The sequence below is a fragment of the Sulfitobacter sp. THAF37 genome (assembly GCF_009363555.1).
GTDB lineage: Bacteria > Pseudomonadota > Alphaproteobacteria > Rhodobacterales > Rhodobacteraceae > Sulfitobacter.
In genome coordinates this window covers 1,858,043-1,878,207 of record NZ_CP045372.1, presented here as the reverse complement: position 1 = coordinate 1,878,207, position 20,165 = coordinate 1,858,043, and the positions used below count along the sequence as shown (strand labels likewise).

Sequence of the window (20,165 nt, the reverse complement as noted above, 5' to 3'; positions counted from 1 at the left end):
AAGAGAGCTTGAAATAGCTGGCTATTCCTGCGCTCTCTTGCCTGGAGCTGAGCAATTTTGGACTGAAACGGGTGGGCGAAAATGAATGTCAACACGACCTAGGGTCTGGCCATGCTGATCTTTCTGCGCCACCGCCTTGCCTTTCTGGCCACGCCCAAGACCGGGACCACCGCCGTGGAAATGGCGCTGCGGCCCCGCGCCGAGATCATATTCAGCAAGAACCGCAAGCACGTCACCGCCGTGCGCTTTTCCCGCAAGATCGCCCCGTTTCTGCAAGACACCTTTGGCGTGCGCCCCGACGCCGTGGCGATCATGCGCGACCCGACCGATCAGATCGCCAGCTGGTATCGCTATCGCGGGGCCGACCGGCTGACAGGCACCGATCTCAGCACGCGCGGCATCACCTTTGACGCCTATGTGCGCGAAGTGATCAGCGATGCCCCACCGCCGCGCGCCCAGATCGGCAGCCAGTTCAATTTCCTGACCGATGGCAGGGAAACCGTGATGGCAGAACATGTCTTTGCCTACGAAAACCAGACCGGGTTCAGGCAATTCATGTCCGACAGGCTGAAAACCGACGTGAAACTAAAGCCGAAGAATGTGTCGCCCGACGCCGACACCGGGCTGAGCGCGGAGACGATGACCCTGCTGCGCGACGCGCGTGCGGCGGAATTCGCGCTTTACGACCGGGTCCGCGCGGCAGGCGGGCACCTGATCACACCAGGGGGCTAAGACCACCCTGCCCCATCGTGCTGCGCCGCGCCAGCGCGGGCAGCACCGACACTGCCGTCAGGCACAGGATTCCCGCCACCACCACAAAGGCCGCGCGCAGCCCGAAGCCTTCGGCGACCAGCCCCATCAGCGGCGGACCGAAGAAGAACGCGCCGTAGCCCAGGACAGAGGCGCGGCTGATCGCCGCCAGCCGCACGTCCGGCGGCACCAGACGGCCCAGCAACCCCAGCGCCAGCGGCGCCACCACGGAAATCCCCAGGCCCCCGATGGCAAATCCCAGCAGCGCCACCGGCACATTCGGCGCCAGCCCCGCCAGCCCGATCCCGGCCGCGGACAGCAGCGTCGCCAGCAGCATCAGCCGGGTGTCCCGCATGAGCCGCGACAGGCTGTGGCCGAACAGCCTGCCGATCCCCATCATCAACCCCAGCGCGGCGGGGCCCAGCGCCCCCTCGCCCGCGGTGCCGCCCAGCGTGCGCTCCAGATGCAGGGCCGACCAGCCCTCCGCCGCGGCCTCGGCCAGAAAGGCGGTCAGCACAACAAGCCCCACCAGCAGGACGACGGCATGGGGCATCTCGCCGGGGATGTCTGGCAGCGCGGGGTCTTCCATCTCGGCAACCCGGTCGCGGGCGGCAAGCGCCAGGATCAGCAGCGCGGCGGACAGCAGCACGAACACCGTCACAGTGCCGATCCGCGCCTCGCGCAGCGCCCCGGTCGCCAGCGCCGCCCCGGCATAGGCAAAGCTGTAAAGCGCGTGGTTGAGGTTCATCAGACTGCGCCCGTGCCGCGCCTCCAGGTCCGACACGCGGGCGTTGACCAGCACGTCCACGATCCCCGATCCGATGGACGCCAGCGCCATGCCGCCCACCAGCAGCATCAGCGTCGCCGACGTGCCCGACGTCAGCATCCCCAGCGCGACGATGGCGATGCCCACGGATACCGCGATCCGGTTGAACAGGCGCTGGAACAATGGCGCCAGCCACATGGCGGCGATGGCCCCCAGAGATGCCAGCAGAATCGCCATGCCATAGGCGCCGTCACTGGCCCCCACTTGTGCCTTGATCACCGGCATCTGCGCGAAATAGGTGGACCAGGCAATGCCGATGGCAACGAAGCCGGCCAATGGTCGGCGCGACAGGTAAAGATCGTGTGCAAGGCCCATGCCACCCCCTGCCACGGGGTCGCGCCGGTGCCAAGGGCCGCGATGCAGTTTTGCCCTTTTCATGGCGGCATTTCGCGTCTATACGCGCGGCTTCATGCGGGTCCGCCATTTGCGGCGGCCCGTACCTAGGGGACGACAGCCTTGGAGGCGTCCCGTAACATATTGGAGATTAAAATGGCCGGAGAGATTCCAGATCTTGAAGCCCAGGTACGGACGGGGACAGGCAAGGGCGCCGCTCGTCAGGCACGCCGTGACGGCATGGTACCGGGGATCGTTTTCGGAGGCGACGCAGACCCGCTTCCCATCAACATCCCGTTCAACAAACTGCTGACCATGCTGCGCAAGGGCCGCTTCAAGGCGACCCTGTTCAACATGAAGGTCGAGGGCCACGACGACGTGCGCGTCATCTGCCGCGACGTTCAGCGCCACGTGGTCAAGGACCTGCCGACACACGTCGACTTCCTGCGGCTCAAGCGGACCACGAAGATCAACCTGTTCATCGGTGTCGAAGTCTCGGGCGAGGATGAATCCCCCGGCATCAAGAACGGTGGCGTGCTGACCCTGGTCCGGCCCGAGGTTGAACTGGTCGTGACAGCCGCCGACATCCCCGAAAGCATCACCGTGGATGTATCCGGCCTCGAAATCGGCGACAGCGCGACAATCTCGAACGTCAAGCTGCCCGCAGGCGCCAAGCCCGTGATCGACCGCGACTTCGTGATCGCGCAGGTCTCCGCGCCCTCCGGCCTGGCATCGCAGGACGACGAGGACGAAGACGAGGATGTGGCAGCAGACGAAGTGCCGACATCCGAAATGGGCCCGCCGGACGGCGAGCAGGACAGCGAAGAATAATCGCTTTCCTTTCGATTATGCAGCGGGGTCGTCTTGGGCGGCCCCGTTTGCGTTTGGGGGGTCAAAGTCCGGCCTGCCGCCGGTCAGGACATGGTCCGGGCCAGCTGGGCGCAGGCCCGCGCGGCGCGCTCTGTCCGGCCTTCTTCGATGAACCCCTGCAACCGCGTCAAAGCGGCCCCGAGGCAGAGGGAATCGAAGACGTTGTCCTCTGTCAGCTCCCGGCGGCGCGCCTTGAAGAACAGCACGTCGATGTCTTTTGCTCCGTAGCTGTATTTGTAAGCCTCGTTGCCGTGGCTGAAATCATAGCAGCCGAACCCCTGGTCGATGGCCCATGCGATGGCGTGATAATGCAGCGCAGCCCCGACAAACGGCTCTTCTGCCGTCTGGTCGCGGCCCACCATGATGAAATGCACCGCACCACGTCGGCGGTCGACCACATGGCCCAGTGCGCCCAGCGGTCTGTCCCCCTGCCACAGCACCGGCAGGAACAGGCTGTCGATGTGCGCCGCGGCTGTCAGCATCCTGCGGTATTGCGCCACGATCCCTTCGGTCTGGCGGCCCTTCTTATCGCCCCATGTGTCGGCCCAGAAGCGCATCAGCGTGTCCAGGTCCGCCTCTAGCGTCTCTTCAGTGGCATGGGTGATGCGGTAATCGCCGGTATCCAGATGCTTTCGGCGGAACCGGTTGTATTGCTGACGCTTGTTGCGGCTGACGGAGGCCGCGAGATAGGCGTCAAAGTCATCTGGCAACGTCACCTGCGGGCATTTCAGGTTGTCGGTCTCGCCCCGGTTGATCATGTAGGGCTGGTAGCGCACCGCGATGCCCGCCTGTTCCAGCGCATCGGTAAAGATGCGGCAGCGCCCCTGTTGCGCGACATAGCGCATCGAGAGTGTGATCCAGGGCATCGTCGCAAGGTGGTGGGCCGCGGCCTCCAACCCGGCACGCTCTCGTCCCGGCGCGCAGAGAAACCCGGTGTATTCGCTCCACAGCAGACGCCCCCCCGCCTGCAACTGGGTCTGGAACTCCTGTCTGCTACCGCCCCAATGGACGCGGTATTTCAAGGGGACCAGGCAGATGACGTCGCCGCCGCCGTCGCGGACCACCAACACGCTCCAGCGGTAGAGCTGGTCGGCGAAGGCCTGGTTCAGCCACGCCCAGGACAGAAAGACCGTGCCTTCCGGGTCGCGCGCCTCCAACGCCTGCCAGGCGTCTTTCAGCGCGGCAAACCCAGGCTGGGTATCGACCACCTCGACCGCAAGGTCCGCGCCGGCGGCGTTTCCGGTCGTGACGACATCGTGTTTCATCGTGCTTCCTGTTCCATCGGCTGTCTGCGGGGTGCGGCGATCCGCAGATCGGAATAGCCCATGAATCTGGCAACAATGGGCGGGGAAAAAGGAAAACTTGCGCGGATTGCTCCGACAGGCGAAGGCACGACTTTTCTACAAACCTGATATTAAAACAGATTATCGCAGGGCCGAGAACTCAGGTTCCGGTTCAGGCCGCATAACGGCGGATCGGGTCCTCCTCAGCCGCTGACCGGCCCCGCCCTTGTTCCGTTCCCCCACAGCCTTTGCTAGGATGCGCAGAAATCCTTCAGGAGATGCGCATGAAACTCATCGTCGGCCTCGGCAATCCCGGTGCCAAATACGCCCGGAACCGTCACAACATCGGCTTCATGGCGCTGGACCGGATCGCCGCCGACCACGGCTTTCCCGCCTGGAAGGGCAAGCATCAGGGCGCCATCAGCGAAGGCCGCTTCGGCAGCCTGCGCGCGGTGCTGCTCAAGCCCGAGACCTTCATGAACAACTCGGGCCAGTCGGTGCAGGCGGCGGCCAAGTTCTACAAGATCGAACCGCAGGATGTCATTGTTCTGCATGATGAAATCGACCTCGCCCCCGGCAAGGTCAAATGCAAGTCCGGCGGCGGTCACGCGGGCCACAACGGGCTGCGGTCACTGCATCAGCACATCGGACCGGAGTACCACCGCGTCCGGCTCGGAGTCGGTCATCCGGGCCACAAGGACGCGGTGCCGGGCTATGTGCTGCGCGATTTCCCCAAGGCGGATGAGGATTGGCTCGACGATGTCCTGCGCGGGATCAGCGATGGCGCAGCGGAGCTGGCCGCCTGGGACACGGCAAAGTTCCTGAACACCGTGGCGATGCGGGTCAGCCCCGCGCGCTCCGGCACCGGCAGCAAGGGTCCGAAGGCCGCCAAACCCGCGCCTGCGCCCGCGCCCGCCCCGGCGGATGAGCCGCAGACAGCGCAGAAAACGCCGCTGCAAAAACTGATGGAACGCTTCAGGTGAACCTGCGGGACGCGTTTGAACATCAGGCGGATACCTGCGTCCGCATGGGCTCCCCCTTCATGGGGAAACTGCTGACCGTCCTGGCGGAAAACTGGCCCGCGGACAGCGCATTGGCCCGCAAGTTCGCGGGTTTCGAGGGCGACATCGGACCGGCAGGCCATTCGCTGCCCCTGCGCCTCGCGGGCGGTCTGCATGCGCTGGTCCTGAACCGCGCCGCCCCGGATCTGGCCGCAGTCTATCCGCCCCATGCCGCCAGCGACGCGGCGCTGCGCGACGCGGTGTTGGCTGCATTGTCCCGGCATGAAACCTTCCTGCTGCGCTGGACCGACAGCGCGCCGCAGACCAACGAGGTCCGCCGCTCCGCCGCCCTGATCGCGGGCGCCCATGTGGCGCTGCAGCATTTCGACCTGCCCATTCATCTCAGCGAACTGGGCGCCAGCGGCGGTCTGAACCTGATGTGGGATCACTTCGCGCTGGAAATCCACGGCACACGCTTTGGCGCGCAGACGCCGGTGCTGACCCTCAGCCCGGACTGGACGGGGCCGCTGCCCCCCGCTGCCCGGCCCCGTGTCGCGTCCCGCGCGGGCGTCGATCTGAACCCGCTGGACCCCGGCCGCAGCAAAGACCTCCTGCGCCTCACCGCCTATCTCTGGGCCGATCAGCCACAACGTCTGGTCCTGACACGCGCCGCGGCGTCCGTTGCGACAACCCCGGTGGTCAAGGGCGACGCGATCGACTGGCTGGCACGACGCCTGCCAAGCGCCCCGCAGGGCCGCCTGCACATGATCCAGCATACCGTCGCCTGGCAGTATTTTCCCAAACCCGTCCGCGACCGGGGGCGCGCCATGATCGAGGCCGCAGGTGCCCGCGCCACGGCAAACCGCCCGCTGGCCTGGCTGTCGATGGAAAGCGACGGCGACACCAGCGGCAAGATCGGGGCCGCGCTGATCCTGCGGCTCTGGCCTGGTGACATCACGCTGAACCTCGGACGCGCCGATTTTCATGGCCGCTGGATCGAATGGACCCACGGCTGACACTGGCGCCGCGCGACCCGTTGTGATTGGATGCCCCAAAGCAAAGAGACCCGAGACATGCGCAGATTTCTGAAATGGACCTTCGGCGCCCTGCTGCTGCTTGTGGTGGTCGCAGTGGCTGTCGGCCTGTGGAAACGCGAGGAGATCACCCGGCTAATGGCCGTGAACTCGCTCTTTTCCGAAGAAAAGATCGTCGACAATTTCAGCCACATGGATCAGGCGTTTCTGACCACCGAAGTCTCGCGCGGGAACGGGCCGACCAGCCCGCTGAGCTATGGCCCCGACGCCGCCCTGCCCCCCGGCACCGACGCCTGGGTGGCAGAGCGCAGCCTGACGTCGCTGCTGGTGCTGAATGACGGCGAGATCGTGCACGAAAGCTACCATCAGGGCACCTCGGCGGACGATCGGCGCATCAGCTGGTCGGTGGCCAAAAGCTACCTTTCGGCGCTGGTCGGGGTGCTGCTGGACAATGGCACCATCGAATCCATCGACGATCCGGTGACGAAATATGCCCCCCTGCTGCGCGGCGGCGCCTACGACGGGGCCAGCCTGCGCCAGGTGCTCAACATGGCAAGCGGCGTGACCTTCGATGAGGATTACCTGGACTTCAACTCAGACATCAACCGCATGGGCAGGGTGCTGGCCCTGGGTGGGCGGATGGACGATTTCGCCGCCCACCTGACCGAAACCTTCGCGGCGCCGGGGGAAACCTGGAAATACGTCTCCATCGACACCCATGTTGTCGGCATGGTGGTGCGCGGCGCGGCGGGCAAACCGGTGGCCGAACTGCTGAGCACCCATATCATCCAGCCGCTCGGGCTGGAGTACGCCCCCTACTATGTGACGGACGGGGTCGGCACCGCCTTCGTACTGGGGGGCCTCAACATGACCACGCGGGACTATGCCCGCTTTGGCCAGATGTACGCACAGCGCGGGGAATGGCAGGGCCGGCAGGTGGTGCCCGCCGACTGGGTCGACGCCTCGACCGAACCGAGTGCACCGGAGGGGGCAGGCTACGGCTACCAATGGTGGATCCCGGAAGGATCGGCCGACGGCGAATACATGGCGCGCGGCATCTACGGACAATACATCTACATCGACACCGCCCGACAGGTCGTGATCGTCACCACCGCCGCCGACCGCCAGTTCCGGGAACCCGGTGCAAACCAGCAAAACGTGGACATGTTCCGCGCCATCGCCCGCGACCTCTGAGGTGCCCATGGACCCCGAAGACAGCATCAACGTGACAGGCGGTCCGCTCGCGGTCTGCGGCACCGATCCGGTGACCGGCTTCTTCCGCGACGGCCATTGCAACACCTGCGCCGCCGACCAGGGCAGTCATACGGTCTGCGCCATAATGACCGCCGAATTCCTCGCCTACTCCAAATACGTCGGAAACGACCTGAGCACGCCGCGCCCCGAGTACGGATTTGCCGGACTGCAACCCGGCGATCCCTGGTGCCTCTGCGCCAGCCGCTTCCTGCAGGCCGCCGATGAGGGGTGCGCGCCCCGCGTCCACCTGGCCGCGACCCATCGCCGGGCGCTGGACATCGTCCCGCTGAACGTCCTGCGCGCCCACGCCGCCGAAGCCGATTGACCCCACCCCGTTCCCGCCTCGCCTGAAAGCGTCCCGATGATACGACCGCTCTTGACCACCCTTGCCCTGCTGATCTGGGCCGCACCCGCCGCCGCCCAGGTCGATCTGCGCCCGACCGATGCCGCCCGGCTGGATCGGTTCGACGCCTCTGCCGGACGCGCCATCCTGCAGGCCCTTGCCGGTGGCGCGCCCGGCGATGTGGCCGCCCTCGCCACCGCACTCTCGGGCACGCCACAGGTGGCCTTTGACGAAACCCTGTCCGGCGACTGGTCCTGCAGAACGATGAAACTGGGCGGCATCAGCGCGCTTGTGGTCTACACCGATTTCAAATGCCGCTTCAGCCTCCGTGCGGATGGCAGCTTCGCCTTCGAGAAGCTGACGGGTTCACAACTGACACGCGGCACGATCACATTCCGCGAGGGCCGCGCGGTCTATGTCGGCGTCGGCTACGTCTCGGAAGAGGACCCCGCCGCCTACGCCGACCTGCCCGCAGATTTCACCTCGGACGGGCGCGTCCAGACGGATGTCGCGGTGTTCGAACGCGTCAGCCCTACCCGCGCACGGCTGATGTTCCCCGCTCCCGCCGTGGAAAGCGACTTCGACATCCTCGAACTGACCCGATAAACCGTTCCCGCACAAACCATCGCCGTTGCCCCCGGAGCGCCGAAGACGGGTCAGGGCATCGGCGCCTGGACATAAACCGGAACCGCAATAATCTTCTTTATGCCCCAAATACCTCCGGGGGTCCGGGGGCAGAGCCCCCGGAAGCTTCGCCTCAGGCGAAGTCGCCCATCTCGAAGCCCAGCGCCTTGGCGACGGTAAAGATGTCCTTGTCGCCGCGGCCACACATATTCATGCAGATGATGTGATCCTTCGGCAGCTCCGGCGCGATCTTCATCACATGGGCCAGCGCGTGGCTCGGCTCCAGCGCCGGGATAATCCCCTCCAGCGCACAGCACTTCTGGAAAGCGGCCAGCGCCTCCTTGTCGGTGATCGAAACGTACTGCGCGCGCCCGATGTCATGCAGCCAGGCATGTTCCGGCCCGATGCCGGGATAGTCGAGCCCTGCAGAGATGCTGAAACCCTCCAGGATCTGCCCGTCTTCGTCCTGCAGCAGATAGGTCCGGTTGCCGTGCAGCACCCCGGGCCGCCCCCCGGTGAGCGAGGCGCAATGCTCCATCTTCTCGTTGACGCCCTTGCCGCCGGCCTCGACACCGATGATCGCGACCTCCTTGTCGTCCAGGAAGGGATAGAACAGCCCCATCGCATTCGAGCCGCCACCGATGGCCGCAATGACCGTATCGGGGACGCGCCCCTCGGCCTCGGTCATCTGCTCGCGCACCTCCTTGCCGATGATGGCCTGGAAATCGCGCACCATCGCCGGGTAGGGGTGGGGTCCGGCAACGGTGCCGATGCAATAGAAGGTATCGCGGACATTCGTAACCCAGTCGCGCAGCGCATCGTTCATCGCATCCTTCAGCGTGCCGCGCCCGCTTGTGACCGGGACCACTTCCGCTCCCAGCAGCTTCATGCGGAACACGTTGGGGGCCTGACGCTCCACGTCGTGGGCACCCATGTAGACCACGCATTTCAGCCCGAACTTGGCGCAGACGGTCGCGGTCGCCACGCCGTGCTGGCCCGCGCCGGTCTCCGCGATGATCCGCTTCTTGCCCATGCGGCGGGCCAGGATGATCTGGCCCAAAACGTTGTTGATCTTGTGCGCGCCGGTATGATTCAACTCGTCGCGCTTCATGTAGACCTTGGCGCCGCCCAATTCCTCGGTCAGCCGCTCCGCGAAATACAGCGGGCTCGGGCGGCCCACGTAATGCTTCCACAGGAAATCCATCTCGGCCCAGAAGCTCTCATCGGTCTTGGCGATCTCGTATTGCTCTTCCAGTTCGAGGATCAGCGGCATCAGCGTCTCGGACACGAACCGCCCGCCGAAATCGCCGAAACGGCCCTTCTCGTCCGGGCCGGTCATGAAGCTGTTGAATAGGTCGTTTGCCATGGGATGCTCCTGCGTCTGCGCGCAGCAGATGTAGCGCAGCGGCGCAGCAGGCGGAACCCCAAGACTTTTGCAAAAGTCCTGGGCATTTCCCCACAAGGAGATTGTTCCGGCACAGGCGGTTGTTCGGATCGGAGAGGGCCGCGCCAAGGGGTGTGGCGGGCGCATCGAAGAACGATTTCCCGGTTGCGGCCAAGATAACTGCACACAGACTTGTTTTTCAGCAGCCTGCCGGGGCCGCCAAAACCGCTATTGCAGGATCTTCAGCAACCTCTGTTTCAGCCTGTCCTCAACCTTGTCCTTCACCGCGTCCTCGATGGATTGGCCGTCCTGCGGGTTCAGGTCCAGCTCTTCCGCCAGTTTCTGTTTCACCTGATCCTCGATCTTCGCCTTCTCTTCGGCAAAATTCAGATCGACCGCGGCCTTCAGGTCAGGCCGGATGGACGGGTCCGCCCAGGGCCCGCTGATCCGCACCGGCACCGCCAGTCCCCGGTCGCCGTTCACCCGCAGCGCCTTGGGGGTCACGGTGTAATCCACCGTCTGCGCGCCGAGGTTCACCTGCCCCGCCCCGGTCGCGTTGAAGTTCGGCAACAGCAGCAACAGGTCGTCATTGCGCAGCACGCCCGCGTCCATAGTGAAATTCGCCCCCAGCGAATCGAACACCGTGGTGCCGCCCTGCACATCGAAAGACCCCAGCAGCGCATCCAGGTCGATCCCCTCGATCGTGCCGCGTCCGACTTTCACCGCGCCCTTGCCCGACAGGGACCGCATGATCGCATCCACGCTCTGCCCCACCCCCAGGAAAGACACCTCGGCATCGCCCTGCCCGCTAAAGCGGGTAATGTCCGCAAGATCGGTCAGCAGCGGTTTCATCTGCACGCCCTGGGCCTGAACCGACCCGCCCACGGACAGGCCGGAGCGGTTGTTCATCACGAACTGCCCGGTCAGCCGCCCGCCGTAACCAGACACGTCCCGCATCTCGAAAACCATGCGCGACCGGTCGTTGCTGAGCAACGTCCGCGAGGCCCCCAGTTTCAGCGCGCCCAGGTCGATGCTGTCCGCGCTCAGTGCGATGTCGCCGTTGAAGGCGGCAAGGCCGGAGGCGTCGATCGGGGCCGTCGGCCAGCCCGCGCCAACGGGTGCGTCCGCCCCGCCCGTGCCGCTCTTGTCCCCGCCGCCGGTCAGCCCCGACAGGTCCAGCGCCCCGGCCGTCAGCTGCGCATTCACCTGCGGTGTGCCGTTCAATCCCACATCTGCCGCACCGCGCAGGCTGTTGCCGCCCAGATCCGCGACGAGGTCGCGCAGGGAAAGCTGGCGGTCCGGTGTCAAGGTCAGCTCCGTCGTGACGGCCAGACGCTGCCCCAGGCCGCGCGGCAGCGTCACGCCCGGCTGGCCCAGCGCCGCAAGGAAAGCGCCCGTGTCCGGCGCGTCCAATGCAACCCTGCCCGCAACCGCCCCGTTCAGCGCCGCCCGCCCGTTCAGGCTGATCTTACCCGTGTCAGCCGTAAGCGTGGCGTCGACAGGCTGCACCTCGCCGGTCAGGAACTTTGAAAACGCCCCGATACGGGCCGCCACGGTCACTGCCGCCCCTGCCGGACGCAGCACCGCGCGCAGATCGGCCGGCCCGTTGCTTTCGGGCCAGTCCAGTGACAGGTCCACCCCGGAATAGGACACAAGGTCGGACCCTTCCGCGTCATAGATCAGCGTCGCATCGGTGATGGTCAGCTTTTCGATGGTGACGGGCCGCGCCGCGCGCGCTGGCGTCGTCTCGGTTTCGATCTGCGCGTCGCCACTGGCGTCGGTGAACTGCCAGCTGGCGCGTCCGTCCGCGCGGCTTTCCAGCCGGATGGTTGGGCTTTCGGCCTCGATGTTGGTGATCCTGATCTCGCCCCGCAACAGGGCCATGGCATCCACACCGATCGCAGCGTTCGTGGTGCTCAGCATGGCGCCTTCCTTGGCCCAGTCCGCGTTCCCGACCTCAAGCTCTTCGGCCTTGACCCCAAGCACCGGCCAGAACGTCATCGACACCCCGCCGCTGATGGTCACATCGCGCCCCGTCACCTTGCGCAGCTGATCCGCCGCAATCCCCGCGATCCGGTCGGCGGGCAGCAACAGCACCCCCACGACCGCCAGAACCACGATCAGCACCAAGGCGCCGATGATCCGCAAAACCCATTTCATGACCGCACTCCTCAAGCCATGAGGCTTTCCCAGCCCCTTTGCATCATCTATAGCGCAGAACATGAGCACAAACCCACCAGATCTTCGCCCCGATCTCGCGCCCCGCGCCCGCCTTGACGCGCCCGACCGCCCCGGCCAACCCTCCATCGGCATGGTCAGCCTCGGCTGTCCCAAGGCACTGGTGGATTCCGAACGCATCCTCACCCGGCTCCGAGCCGAGGGATACGGCGTTTCGCCCGATTATGCCGGGGCCGATGCGGTGATCGTGAACACCTGCGGGTTCCTCGATTCGGCCAAGGCGGAAAGCCTGGAGGCCATCGGCGAGGCGCTGGCAGAGAACGGGCGCGTGATCGTGACCGGCTGCCTGGGGGCAGAGCCGGAGTATATCCGCGAACACCACCCCCGCATCCTGGCGGTGACAGGCCCGCATCAGTACGAACAGGTGCTGGACGCGGTCCATGCCGCCGTCCCGCCCGCGCCCGATCCCTTTGTCGATCTGCTGCCCGCGCAGCAGGTCTCGCTGACGCCGCGCCACTATAGCTACCTCAAGATTTCCGAGGGCTGTAACCACAAGTGCAAATTCTGCATCATCCCCGACATGCGGGGGCGGCTGCAATCCCGCCCCGCCCATGCGGTGCTGCGCGAGGCGGAGAAGCTGGTGGAGAACGGTGTGAAGGAACTGCTGGTCATCAGCCAGGACACCTCCGCTTACGGCGTCGACATCAAGCACGCCGAGGACCGTGGCCACCGCGCCCATATTACCGATCTGGCGCGCGATCTGGGCAGCCTGGGCGCATGGGTACGGCTGCATTACGTCTATCCCTACCCCCATGTGCGCAACCTGATCCCGCTGATGGCGGAAGGTCTGGTGCTGCCCTATCTCGACATTCCGTTCCAGCATGCGCATCCGGATGTGCTCAAACGCATGGCGCGGCCCGCGGCGGCGGCGAAAACGCTCGACGAAATCGCCGCGTGGCGCGCGCAGTGCCCGGACATCACGCTGCGCTCCACCTTCATCGTCGGCTACCCCGGCGAGACCGAATCCGAGTTCCAGACATTGCTGGACTGGCTGGACGAGGCGCAGCTCGACCGCGTCGGCTGCTTTCAATACGAAAACGTCGCGGGCGCACGGTCCAACGACCTGCCGGATCACGTCCCGGCAGAGGTCAAACAGGACCGCTGGGACCGCTTCATGGCAAAGGCGCAGGCCATTTCCGAAGCCAAGCTCGCCGCCAAGGTAAGTCAGCGGATGGACGTCATCATCGACGAGATCGACGAAGACGCCGCCACCTGCCGCACCAAGGCCGACGCCCCCGAGATCGACGGCAACCTGTTCATCGACGAGGATTTTTCCGATCTGACCGTCGGCGACATCGTCACGGTCGAGGTCGAGGAAGCAGGCGAATACGATCTTTGGGGGCGGGTGGTCCCGGGCTGAACGACGCAGGCTCCGGACCGCCCACCACACGGCTGACGGGCACAGGCCAAGCCGTTTCCACTTTCATTCCGACAGCTGTTGTTCCGGTCTGCGGTCGCGGACCGGAACATCCCCTGCGCGCAGGCTCGACCGGCGCGCCGTTGCGCACATCTAGTTGAAACCTTTCGGCGCCACCCTACATGTAGAGGACGCGAAGGAGGCCGCGTTAAGGAATACTTGACAATGTTCTCTTTATGTTCCATATATGGAGCCAAGCAACCGCGAGGTACTTCAGATGTCGCTAGACCATGCCACGCCAGACCTTTTCGACTACCGGGATGCGCAGCCCGATCTGCCGCTGGGCCAGCCGCTGGCCGCCACGGAAAAACAGATGAGTTACGCGCGCATCCTTGCCGCCAAGACGGGCGATGCCCTGCCCCGGGGGATCGAACGCGACCGCGCCGCCCTTTCCGCCTGGATCGAGGCGCACAAGGCCGCACCGCCTGCGGGCAAGTTCGCCAACTACCCGTCGTCCAAGCAGGTCGCCTTTGCCGAGCGCATCGCCCGGCTGAAACGCGGCACCGTCCCGCCGGAATGTTTTCAGGACAAGACACTGATGTCGCGCTGGATCGACAGCAACAAGCCGCGGTAGGGCTGTTCGCGGTGTGCCGCCGCCCTACCTTGGCAGCATGAGCGACGATACCAGGGTTCTCTACAACGCGTCCTGCCCGGTCTGCAGCCGTGAAGTGGACCATTACGCCCGGCTGAGCAAACAGGCCGCGCTGCCCATCGCCTACGACGACCTGTCGGACACCGACAGGCTGGCGGACTGGGGTATCAGCGCGGAAGACGCCGCGAAACGGCTGCACGTGCGACAGGACGGGCAGACCTATGCGGGCCTGCCTGCCTTCATCGTGCTGTGGCGCGACATCCCGCAGACCCGCTGGCTGGCGCGGCTGTTCTTGCTGCCCGGTGTGCACGGGGCGGCGTGCTGGCTCTATGACCGGGTGCTGGCACCGCTGCTCTACCGGATGCACCTGCGGCGACAGGCACGCGGCGGGTAACGATCCTGTAAGGCAGGCTGACGACAGGTCATCATGGAAAGTTCATGAAGGCGTGTTAGCCTAGCGTCATGGCATACCCATACTCCAGATCGGAAACAGTTGCAGACGGCGCGGTGCATGTCGCGGGCCTGGCCCTGGCCATTCCCGCCTCCATCCTGCTGCTGATCGAGGCTGCAGGATCCGGCCGGATGACCACGGCGGCGGCGCTCTACGCGGGGTGCATGGTTTTTGCCTTCATCGCCTCGGCCATCTACCACCTGTCGCCGGTGGACCGGACGCGCCCGCTTCTGAACCGGATCGACCACGCGGCGATCTATTTCAAGATCGCGGGCACCTATACGCCCTTTGTCGCCCTGATCGGCAGCGGTTTCGCCTATGGGGTGCTGGGCATCGTCTGGGCACTGGCGCTGGTGGGCGCGGTGGCCAAGATGTGGTTCTGGGGCACCGACGGGCGCGGGTCACTTGCGCTCTACCTCGTGATGGGCTGGCTGGCGGTGCTGCTGTTCTGGCCCATGTGGCAGGTGCTGCCGCCCGCAGCGCTGTTTCTGGTGGCGACCGGGGGGATCATCTACTCTGCCGGTGCCTGGGTCTTTGCCAAGCCCGAGTTCCGGTTCCAGATCGCGATCTGGCACAGTTTCGTGCTCAGCGCCTCAGCCTGTTTCTTTGCCGCCGTGGCCATTGCTTTGCAAATAGGCTGACACGCAGGTCTGCACGTGGCGGAACCTGTCGCCGCCCAGATGCTTGCCGCCATACCAGCGCGTCACCACGATCACGTGATCCGCAAGTTCCGCCCGCTCCAGCATCCGCAGGATCACCATGCCGGCCCCGGCCTCGCCATCGTCGCCCTTGAGCCGCCCGCCGTCCGACAGCTGCACACCCCAGGTGTTGTGGGTGGCCTTGGCATAGGCCTTGTCCCGTTTGAGATCCTTCAGCACCGCGTCCACCGCGGCCCGGTCGCGCACGGGCGCACCGGACACCGCGTATTTCGACCCGCGGTCGGTCAGCACCACGCCCAGCTTGCACAGCCTGTCCGCCTCGGCGGTCAAAGCCCCGCGACAGTCCGCCGGACAACCGCGATCCGCGCCGCGTTCGGCGGGTGCGTCCCCAGGAACTTGTCGCCGGGATCGGGAATGCGGGTAAAGAATTCGGCCCCGCGCAACGGGTCATACCCCGCGCGGGCAGTGATGATCGTGCCCAACTGATCCGCTTCCAGCTCGAAATCCTTGGAATAGCGCCGCGCGCCTACCTCGGCCCCCAGCCGCTGCGCGTTCTGCACTGCCTCGGCGTTGCCGCCACTCAGCGTCGCCAGCCCGGCAAAGATCACCGCCCCCGCCACCGCATTCTGCTGCTGGCGGTTGATGTGACCGGCAATGTGATGCGCCGCCTCATGGCCGAGAACAAAGGCAAGTTCGTCCGCATTACGCGCGTCCGCGATCAGCCCGAGGGTAAAGAAGATCACCGGGCGGCCCTGTTTATCCAGCGTCTGAAAGGCGTTGGCAGGCTGTCCGGGCCGGTCGTCCACTGCGATGTTGAAGTCGCAGTTCACGCCCGTTGTCCGGGCGCGGCATTCCTGTTCCGCCACGGGTTCCACCGTCTGGACCACCTGGACGAAACTGCGTGCAGCCTGATCGCTGCTCATCCGCACGGATGGGGTGGGCGCCGGCCCGTTCGGAGCGGGCAACGGTGTTGCGGGAACAACCTCGCAGGCCGACAGAGCGGCGAGCGCCACCAAAAGCAGAGCGGTCTTCTTGATCATCGGCAATCGGTCCTCCGGTGGCCAGGGGGTCGCTTTCGTTCTAACACAGCGCACGGCAGGGGCCAGCCCGATCACGTGACTTTGACGCGCCCTCTTGCAATGGACCGCCGAAAGGATCAGTTTCGCGCCATGTTTACCATCGAACACGAATTCGACGCCAGTGTGATCACCTTGGTGGATGAAGGCAGCGCGCCCCTGCGCGAGGACGTGACGGTCCAGGCCTTCGATTCAGAAATCACCTTCGAACAATGGGATCCGCGCACCGACCGGATTTCAAAGATCACCCTGTCGCCCGAACAGTTGCGCGACCTCACCGCCGCGCTGAACCTGCCGGAAGGCATCTATCGCAGCGCCCCCAAGACCTAGGAAGACGACATGGCCACCGGCACCAACATCAAGACCTATTTCAACGGCCAGTGGCACGACGGGGATCACATGATCATGCGGGCGGCCGATCACGGCGCATGGCTTGGCACCACCGTATTCGACGGGGCGCGGCTGTTCGACGGGCTGGCGCCCGACCTTGACCGGCATTGCGCGCGCATCAACCGCTCGGCGCGGGCCCTGATGATCACGCCCAACGTTGAAACCGACGCGATGGTCGAACTGATCCGCGAGGGGCTGGAAAGCTACGCCAAGGATCAGCCGGTCTATATCCGCCCGATGTACTGGGCGATCGAGGGCGACGACCTGGGCATCGTGCCGCGCGAAAACGCCACCGGCTTTGCCGTCTCGCTCGAAGAAATTCCGATGGCCCCGCCCGAAGCCGCGACGACCTTGACCCGCACCCGGTTCCGCCGTCCGGTGCTGGAGGACAACGTGGTCAACGCAAAGGCGGGCTGCCTTTATCCCAACAACGCCCGCATGCTGGCAGAGGCCCGGTCAAAGGGTTTTGGCAATGCGCTGGTGGCGGATGCGATGGGCAATGTCGCCGAATCCGCGACCGCCAATATTTTCATGGTCAAGGACGGTGAGGTGTTCACCCCGATCCCGAACGGCACCTTCCTTGCGGGCATCACCCGCGCGCGGCACATGGACAACATGAAGGCCGACGGCATGAAAGTGCATGAAACGGTGCTTTCTTTCGAAGACTTCCAGGCGGCGGACGAGGTGTTTCTGTCGGGCAACATGATGAAGGTCACGCCGGTCAGCGCCTTCGATGACACCGCTTATGAAATCGGCCCCAATGCCAACCCGGTCACGCGGCGCGTCCGGGAGATGTACTGGGACTGGGCTGCCTCGCAACGCTAAGCCGGTGCAGATTGCGATTGCCCTGTCCTGCGACAGGGGCCATGATCGCGGCGGTAAGGGAGACCCAGATGCGCAAGTTCCTCGTCGTGCTGGACGACAGCACCGAATGCCTGAATGCCATGCGTTTCGCGGCATTGCGCGCCGCGCGCACGGGCGGTGGCGTCACCGTGCTGGCCGTGATCCCGCCGGATGAATTCAATCACTGGATCGGCGTCGGCGATATCATGCGCCAAGAGGCCCGCGAGCGGATCGAGGTCCATTTCGAGGTCTTCGCCAAATGGATGCGCGACAAGCAGAACGTGGACCCCGAACTGGTCATCCGCGAGGGGGAGCCCACGGACGAGATCATCGGCTACGTGTCGGAGGATCCCGAGATCGGCGTTCTGGTGCTGGGCGCTTCCGCCGACAAGAAAAAAGGGCCCGGTCCGCTGGTCACACAGATGTCCCGTGCGGCCGGGTCGTTGCCGGTGCCGGTCACGATCGTACCCGGCGACATGAGCAAGGAGCGGCTCGAAGCGATCAGCTGAGCCGCCCCCTGCCCGTCCTCTCAGACCGCTGTGGCGGTGAAAGGCGCGGGGGACGCCGTGTTCAGGGCCACCGCCTGCGGGCTGCGTCTTGCAGAGCGGAACAGCACCGGACCGATGATCGCGGCCAGCGCCATCAGGGCGATGCAGACCAATGCGGGTGCCCAGTCAAAAGTCCCGATCACCCGGCCCGGCGCAAAGGCGGCCCTGACGAACAGGCCCAGGCTCAGCGGTGCCAGCATCGTCAGCGCCACGCAGGTCAACATGCTGGCGCCCGGCCACGCGGTCCAGCGCGCCGGGACCGCCCGGCGATGCGCGCCGTAGGCCCAGCAGAACAACAGGACCGTCACGCTTGCCACGCTCAGCCCCAGGACAATGTCCATTTCTTTCTCCATGAAAAGGGACAGTGCAGTGCGGCTTAGCGGCGCGACTCATGTCCCGATACACGATGGAATACGCCTGTTTCACACCAGCTCAAAACGGTATTTCACCGTGTTTCAGCGGGTCTTGGCCGATGCCCCGCCACACAGGTCGCCAATTTAGAATCATTCCAGACACCTTGACTCGCGCCGCCCCAGCCCGCATATCTAGGACAACCAGAGATAGGGAAAAACGATGTTTATCCAGACCGAATCCACGCCGAACCCCGCGACGCTGAAATTCCTGCCGGGCCAGTCCGTTCTTGAGATGGGGACCGCCGATTTTCCGACCGCCGACGCGGCGCAGAACTCGCCATTGGCGACGCGGCTGTTCGGCGTCGAGGGTGTCACCGGCGTGTTCTTCGGCACCGACTTTGTCACCGTGACAAAGGATGACGCGGTGGAATGGGACCATGTGAAGCCTGCCCTGCTGGGCGCGATCATGGAGCATTACCAGTCCGGCCAGAACGTGATGGCCGACGATCACAAGGCGACCTCCGGGCACGCCGAGCATTCCGGCGAAGACGGCGAAATCGTCGGCCAGATCAAGGAGTTGCTGGACAGCCGTGTGCGCCCCGCGGTGGCCCAGGACGGCGGCGACATCACCTTCCACGGGTTCGAGCGCGGCGTCGTCTATCTGCACATGCAGGGTGCCTGCGCCGGTTGCCCGTCCTCCACGCTGACGCTCAAGATGGGCATTGAGAACCTGCTGCGCCATTATATCCCCGAGGTGACAGAGGTGCGCCCGGTTGCCTGATACGGACCACAGCGGGCCTGTGATCCTGGCTTTCGACACATCGGCCGCGCATTGCGCGGTCGCTTTGCTGTGTGGCGGGCAAATGCGCGCCAGCCGACACGAGGACATGGCCAAGGGTCAGGCAGAGCGGCTGATGGGTCTGTGCGCCGACCTGTTGCAGGAGGCGGGCGTGACCTATGCGGACCTGGACGCCATCGGGGTCGGCATCGGTCCGGGCAATTTCACCGGCATCCGCATCGGCGTGTCCGCCGCCCGCGGCCTGGCGCTGGGGCTGGGTGTGCCTGCGGTGGGGGTTTCAGGCTTTGACGCGCTGCGGCTGGGCACGACCGGCCCCTGCGCCTGCGCCGTGGATGCGCGGCGCGGACAGGTCTACCTGCAAGGCTTTGAAAATCCGTCACTTCCCGATGGCCCCCAGCTGGTCGATGCCGCCACCCTGCCGGTGTTCAACGGCCCGCTGATCGGCGCGGGAGGCCAGCCGCCGCGCGACCCCGTGGCCGAGGCCATCGCGCGGCTCACCGCCGGGCGCTACGCCACCGTCACCGACCGGCCCGCGCCGCTGTACCTGCGGCCCGCCGACGCGGCCCCGGCGCGCGACGCGCCACCGACCATCCTGCCGTGACACCCGACACACCCGATGCGCTGGCCCGGCTGCATGCCGCCGCCTTCACCACCGACCGGCCCTGGTCCGCCGATGAAATGCGCGGCCTGCTGGACAGCCCGCATGTGCGCCTGCACAGCCACCCGCAGGGTTTCGCGCTGACGCGCCTCATTCTCGACGAGGCAGAGCTTCTGACCCTCGCCGTGGACCCGGCCCACCGGCGCCGTGGCATCGGCGCGTATCTGCTGACCGGATGGCTCGACAGTCTGCAGGGCCGTGCCGCCACCGCCTTTCTCGAAGTTGCCGCCGACAATACTGCCGCGCGCGCGCTCTACGAACGGCACGGCTTTGCCGTGGTCAGCATGCGGCGCGCCTATTATCACCGCGCTGCCGGTCCCGATGCCGATGCCGTGATCATGCAGCGCCGCTTTCCGTGTGGTCAGCCTCCCGTTTCGCCCCTGCCGAACACAGAAAGCGGTTGACCCTCCCCCCTGCCTGCGCCCTAAATTGATCCTGA

General features: G+C 65.5%; 24 protein-coding genes. 17 read left to right on the top strand and 7 right to left on the bottom strand.

The features are described 5' to 3' along the window. Positions 1-111 precede the first annotated feature (111 nt). On the top strand, positions 112-732 hold the full coding sequence (locus FIU94_RS09270; RefSeq protein ID WP_152465536.1) for a hypothetical protein: 621 nt from the start codon (positions 112-114) through the stop codon (positions 730-732). Here the strand turns inward: FIU94_RS09270 and FIU94_RS09265 are convergent. Then, positions 716-1,891: an MFS transporter gene (locus FIU94_RS09265; RefSeq protein WP_152465535.1), complete on the bottom strand. Its 1,176-nt coding sequence runs from the start codon at positions 1,889-1,891 to the stop codon at positions 716-718. The two genes, FIU94_RS09270 and FIU94_RS09265, sit on opposite strands and share 17 nt — an antisense overlap. A 174-nt stretch (positions 1,892-2,065) precedes the next feature. Between FIU94_RS09265 and FIU94_RS09260 the strand changes: the two genes are divergently transcribed. Further along, complete coding sequence (locus FIU94_RS09260) at positions 2,066-2,740, top strand: 50S ribosomal protein L25/general stress protein Ctc (protein WP_152465534.1); 675 nt, start codon at positions 2,066-2,068, stop codon at positions 2,738-2,740. A gap of 83 nt (positions 2,741-2,823) precedes the next feature. Here FIU94_RS09260 and FIU94_RS09255 read toward each other — a convergent pair whose 3' ends face one another. Beyond that, positions 2,824-4,044, bottom strand: coding sequence for a GNAT family N-acetyltransferase (locus tag FIU94_RS09255; RefSeq protein WP_152465533.1), 1,221 nt, complete (start codon positions 4,042-4,044; stop codon positions 2,824-2,826). A gap of 302 nt (positions 4,045-4,346) precedes the next feature. Here FIU94_RS09255 and pth point away from each other — a divergent pair, with 302 nt between their 5' ends. The 5 genes from pth to FIU94_RS09230 are packed head-to-tail and all read left to right on the top strand — an operon-like array spanning position 4,347 to position 8,300. Beyond that, a complete protein-coding gene (pth, locus tag FIU94_RS09250; RefSeq protein ID WP_152465532.1) occupies positions 4,347-5,045 on the top strand; it encodes an aminoacyl-tRNA hydrolase in 699 nt (232 codons plus the stop codon). Next, positions 5,042-6,079 carry a DUF2332 domain-containing protein gene (locus FIU94_RS09245; RefSeq protein WP_152465531.1) on the top strand — a complete coding sequence of 346 codons (1,038 nt, stop codon included), beginning with the start codon at positions 5,042-5,044 and terminating at the stop codon, positions 6,077-6,079. The genes pth and FIU94_RS09245 overlap by 4 nt, the downstream gene beginning before the upstream one ends. A gap of 57 nt (positions 6,080-6,136) precedes the next feature. Then, on the top strand, positions 6,137-7,291 hold the full coding sequence (locus FIU94_RS09240) for a serine hydrolase (RefSeq protein WP_152465530.1): 1,155 nt from the start codon (positions 6,137-6,139) through the stop codon (positions 7,289-7,291). A 7-nt stretch (positions 7,292-7,298) separates the two neighbouring features. Further along, positions 7,299-7,676 (top strand): DUF2237 family protein, encoded by a 378-nt coding sequence (locus FIU94_RS09235; protein ID WP_152465529.1) that lies wholly within the window; start codon positions 7,299-7,301, stop codon positions 7,674-7,676. A 36-nt stretch (positions 7,677-7,712) separates the two neighbouring features. Beyond that, entirely contained in the window at positions 7,713-8,300 is a 588-nt protein-coding gene (locus FIU94_RS09230) for a DUF4893 domain-containing protein (RefSeq protein WP_152465528.1), read from the top strand. A gap of 151 nt (positions 8,301-8,451) precedes the next feature. Here FIU94_RS09230 and trpB read toward each other — a convergent pair whose 3' ends face one another. Then, a complete protein-coding gene (gene trpB, locus FIU94_RS09225; RefSeq protein ID WP_152465527.1) occupies positions 8,452-9,684 on the bottom strand; it encodes a tryptophan synthase subunit beta in 1,233 nt (410 codons plus the stop codon). A gap of 246 nt (positions 9,685-9,930) precedes the next feature. Further along, positions 9,931-11,862 (bottom strand): AsmA family protein, encoded by a 1,932-nt coding sequence (locus FIU94_RS09220; protein ID WP_152465526.1) that lies wholly within the window; start codon positions 11,860-11,862, stop codon positions 9,931-9,933. A 61-nt stretch (positions 11,863-11,923) separates the two neighbouring features. Here FIU94_RS09220 and rimO point away from each other — a divergent pair, with 61 nt between their 5' ends. The 4 genes from rimO to FIU94_RS09200 all read left to right on the top strand — a co-directional run bounded on the left by rimO (position 11,924) and on the right by FIU94_RS09200 (position 15,041). Next, a complete protein-coding gene (rimO, locus tag FIU94_RS09215; protein ID WP_152465525.1) occupies positions 11,924-13,300 on the top strand; it encodes a 30S ribosomal protein S12 methylthiotransferase RimO in 1,377 nt (458 codons plus the stop codon). Between the two features lie 274 nt (positions 13,301-13,574). Next, positions 13,575-13,931 carry a hypothetical protein gene (locus FIU94_RS09210; protein WP_254702495.1) on the top strand — a complete coding sequence of 119 codons (357 nt, stop codon included), beginning with the start codon at positions 13,575-13,577 and terminating at the stop codon, positions 13,929-13,931. Between the two features lie 37 nt (positions 13,932-13,968). Further along, the gene (locus tag FIU94_RS09205; RefSeq protein ID WP_152465524.1) at positions 13,969-14,343 is read left to right on the top strand and encodes a thiol-disulfide oxidoreductase DCC family protein; all 375 of its coding nucleotides are present in this window, start codon (positions 13,969-13,971) and stop codon (positions 14,341-14,343) included. A gap of 68 nt (positions 14,344-14,411) precedes the next feature. Continuing rightward, positions 14,412-15,041, top strand: a complete 630-nt coding sequence (locus FIU94_RS09200; RefSeq protein ID WP_152465523.1) for a hemolysin III family protein — start codon at positions 14,412-14,414, stop codon at positions 15,039-15,041. Here FIU94_RS09200 and FIU94_RS09195 read toward each other — a convergent pair. Both FIU94_RS09195 and FIU94_RS09190 read right to left on the bottom strand, forming a co-directional pair. Next, on the bottom strand, positions 14,994-15,368 hold the full coding sequence (locus FIU94_RS09195; RefSeq protein ID WP_152466990.1) for a YigZ family protein: 375 nt from the start codon (positions 15,366-15,368) through the stop codon (positions 14,994-14,996). The two genes, FIU94_RS09200 and FIU94_RS09195, sit on opposite strands and share 48 nt — an antisense overlap. A 17-nt stretch (positions 15,369-15,385) precedes the next feature. Continuing rightward, positions 15,386-16,099 (bottom strand): M48 family metallopeptidase, encoded by a 714-nt coding sequence (locus FIU94_RS09190; protein WP_152465522.1) that lies wholly within the window; start codon positions 16,097-16,099, stop codon positions 15,386-15,388. 129 nt (positions 16,100-16,228) lie between these two features. On the opposite strand from FIU94_RS09190, the gene FIU94_RS09185 reads away from it, so the two are divergent. From FIU94_RS09185 to FIU94_RS09175, 3 genes are all read left to right on the top strand, one after another. Then, on the top strand, positions 16,229-16,465 hold the full coding sequence (locus tag FIU94_RS09185) for a hypothetical protein (protein ID WP_152465521.1): 237 nt from the start codon (positions 16,229-16,231) through the stop codon (positions 16,463-16,465). Between the two features lie 9 nt (positions 16,466-16,474). After that, on the top strand, positions 16,475-17,350 hold the full coding sequence (locus FIU94_RS09180) for a branched-chain amino acid aminotransferase (RefSeq protein WP_152465520.1): 876 nt from the start codon (positions 16,475-16,477) through the stop codon (positions 17,348-17,350). A gap of 68 nt (positions 17,351-17,418) precedes the next feature. Continuing rightward, the gene (locus FIU94_RS09175; protein ID WP_152465519.1) at positions 17,419-17,877 is read left to right on the top strand and encodes a universal stress protein; all 459 of its coding nucleotides are present in this window, start codon (positions 17,419-17,421) and stop codon (positions 17,875-17,877) included. A gap of 20 nt (positions 17,878-17,897) precedes the next feature. Here FIU94_RS09175 and FIU94_RS09170 read toward each other — a convergent pair whose 3' ends face one another. Beyond that, complete coding sequence (locus FIU94_RS09170) at positions 17,898-18,257, bottom strand: hypothetical protein (protein ID WP_152465518.1); 360 nt, start codon at positions 18,255-18,257, stop codon at positions 17,898-17,900. 232 nt (positions 18,258-18,489) lie between these two features. Here FIU94_RS09170 and FIU94_RS09165 point away from each other — a divergent pair, with 232 nt between their 5' ends. The 3 genes from FIU94_RS09165 to rimI are packed head-to-tail and all read left to right on the top strand — an operon-like array spanning position 18,490 to position 20,130. After that, a complete protein-coding gene (locus FIU94_RS09165) occupies positions 18,490-19,050 on the top strand; it encodes a NifU family protein (protein WP_152465517.1) in 561 nt (186 codons plus the stop codon). Next, positions 19,043-19,669, top strand: coding sequence for a tRNA (adenosine(37)-N6)-threonylcarbamoyltransferase complex dimerization subunit type 1 TsaB (gene tsaB / locus FIU94_RS09160; protein WP_152465516.1), 627 nt, complete (start codon positions 19,043-19,045; stop codon positions 19,667-19,669). The genes FIU94_RS09165 and tsaB overlap by 8 nt, the downstream gene beginning before the upstream one ends. After that, a complete protein-coding gene (gene rimI / locus FIU94_RS09155; protein ID WP_254702494.1) occupies positions 19,666-20,130 on the top strand; it encodes a ribosomal protein S18-alanine N-acetyltransferase in 465 nt (154 codons plus the stop codon). The genes tsaB and rimI overlap by 4 nt, the downstream gene beginning before the upstream one ends. Positions 20,131-20,165 lie beyond the last annotated feature (35 nt).

Bases quoted from the DNA above. Each gene is read 5' to 3' on its own strand.
- FIU94_RS09270 (WP_152465536.1), top strand. From the start codon at position 112: ATGCTGATCTTTCTGCGCCACCGCCTTGCCTTTCTGGCCACGCCCAAG.
- FIU94_RS09265 (WP_152465535.1), bottom strand. From the start codon at position 1,891: ATGGGCCTTGCACACGATCTTTACCTGTCGCGCCGACCATTGGCCGGC.
- FIU94_RS09260 (WP_152465534.1), top strand. From the start codon at position 2,066: ATGGCCGGAGAGATTCCAGATCTTGAAGCCCAGGTACGGACGGGGACA.
- FIU94_RS09255 (WP_152465533.1), bottom strand. From the start codon at position 4,044: ATGAAACACGATGTCGTCACGACCGGAAACGCCGCCGGCGCGGACCTT.
- pth (WP_152465532.1), top strand. From the start codon at position 4,347: ATGAAACTCATCGTCGGCCTCGGCAATCCCGGTGCCAAATACGCCCGG.
- FIU94_RS09240 (WP_152465530.1), top strand. From the start codon at position 6,137: ATGCGCAGATTTCTGAAATGGACCTTCGGCGCCCTGCTGCTGCTTGTG.
- FIU94_RS09235 (WP_152465529.1), top strand. From the start codon at position 7,299: ATGGACCCCGAAGACAGCATCAACGTGACAGGCGGTCCGCTCGCGGTC.
- FIU94_RS09230 (WP_152465528.1), top strand. From the start codon at position 7,713: ATGATACGACCGCTCTTGACCACCCTTGCCCTGCTGATCTGGGCCGCA.
- trpB (WP_152465527.1), bottom strand. From the start codon at position 9,684: ATGGCAAACGACCTATTCAACAGCTTCATGACCGGCCCGGACGAGAAG.
- FIU94_RS09220 (WP_152465526.1), bottom strand. From the start codon at position 11,862: ATGAAATGGGTTTTGCGGATCATCGGCGCCTTGGTGCTGATCGTGGTT.
- rimO (WP_152465525.1), top strand. From the start codon at position 11,924: ATGAGCACAAACCCACCAGATCTTCGCCCCGATCTCGCGCCCCGCGCC.
- FIU94_RS09210 (WP_254702495.1), top strand. From the start codon at position 13,575: ATGTCGCTAGACCATGCCACGCCAGACCTTTTCGACTACCGGGATGCG.
- FIU94_RS09205 (WP_152465524.1), top strand. From the start codon at position 13,969: ATGAGCGACGATACCAGGGTTCTCTACAACGCGTCCTGCCCGGTCTGC.
- FIU94_RS09200 (WP_152465523.1), top strand. From the start codon at position 14,412: ATGGCATACCCATACTCCAGATCGGAAACAGTTGCAGACGGCGCGGTG.
- FIU94_RS09190 (WP_152465522.1), bottom strand. From the start codon at position 16,099: ATGATCAAGAAGACCGCTCTGCTTTTGGTGGCGCTCGCCGCTCTGTCG.
- FIU94_RS09185 (WP_152465521.1), top strand. From the start codon at position 16,229: ATGTTTACCATCGAACACGAATTCGACGCCAGTGTGATCACCTTGGTG.
- FIU94_RS09180 (WP_152465520.1), top strand. From the start codon at position 16,475: ATGGCCACCGGCACCAACATCAAGACCTATTTCAACGGCCAGTGGCAC.
- FIU94_RS09175 (WP_152465519.1), top strand. From the start codon at position 17,419: ATGCGCAAGTTCCTCGTCGTGCTGGACGACAGCACCGAATGCCTGAAT.
- FIU94_RS09170 (WP_152465518.1), bottom strand. From the start codon at position 18,257: ATGGACATTGTCCTGGGGCTGAGCGTGGCAAGCGTGACGGTCCTGTTG.
- FIU94_RS09165 (WP_152465517.1), top strand. From the start codon at position 18,490: ATGTTTATCCAGACCGAATCCACGCCGAACCCCGCGACGCTGAAATTC.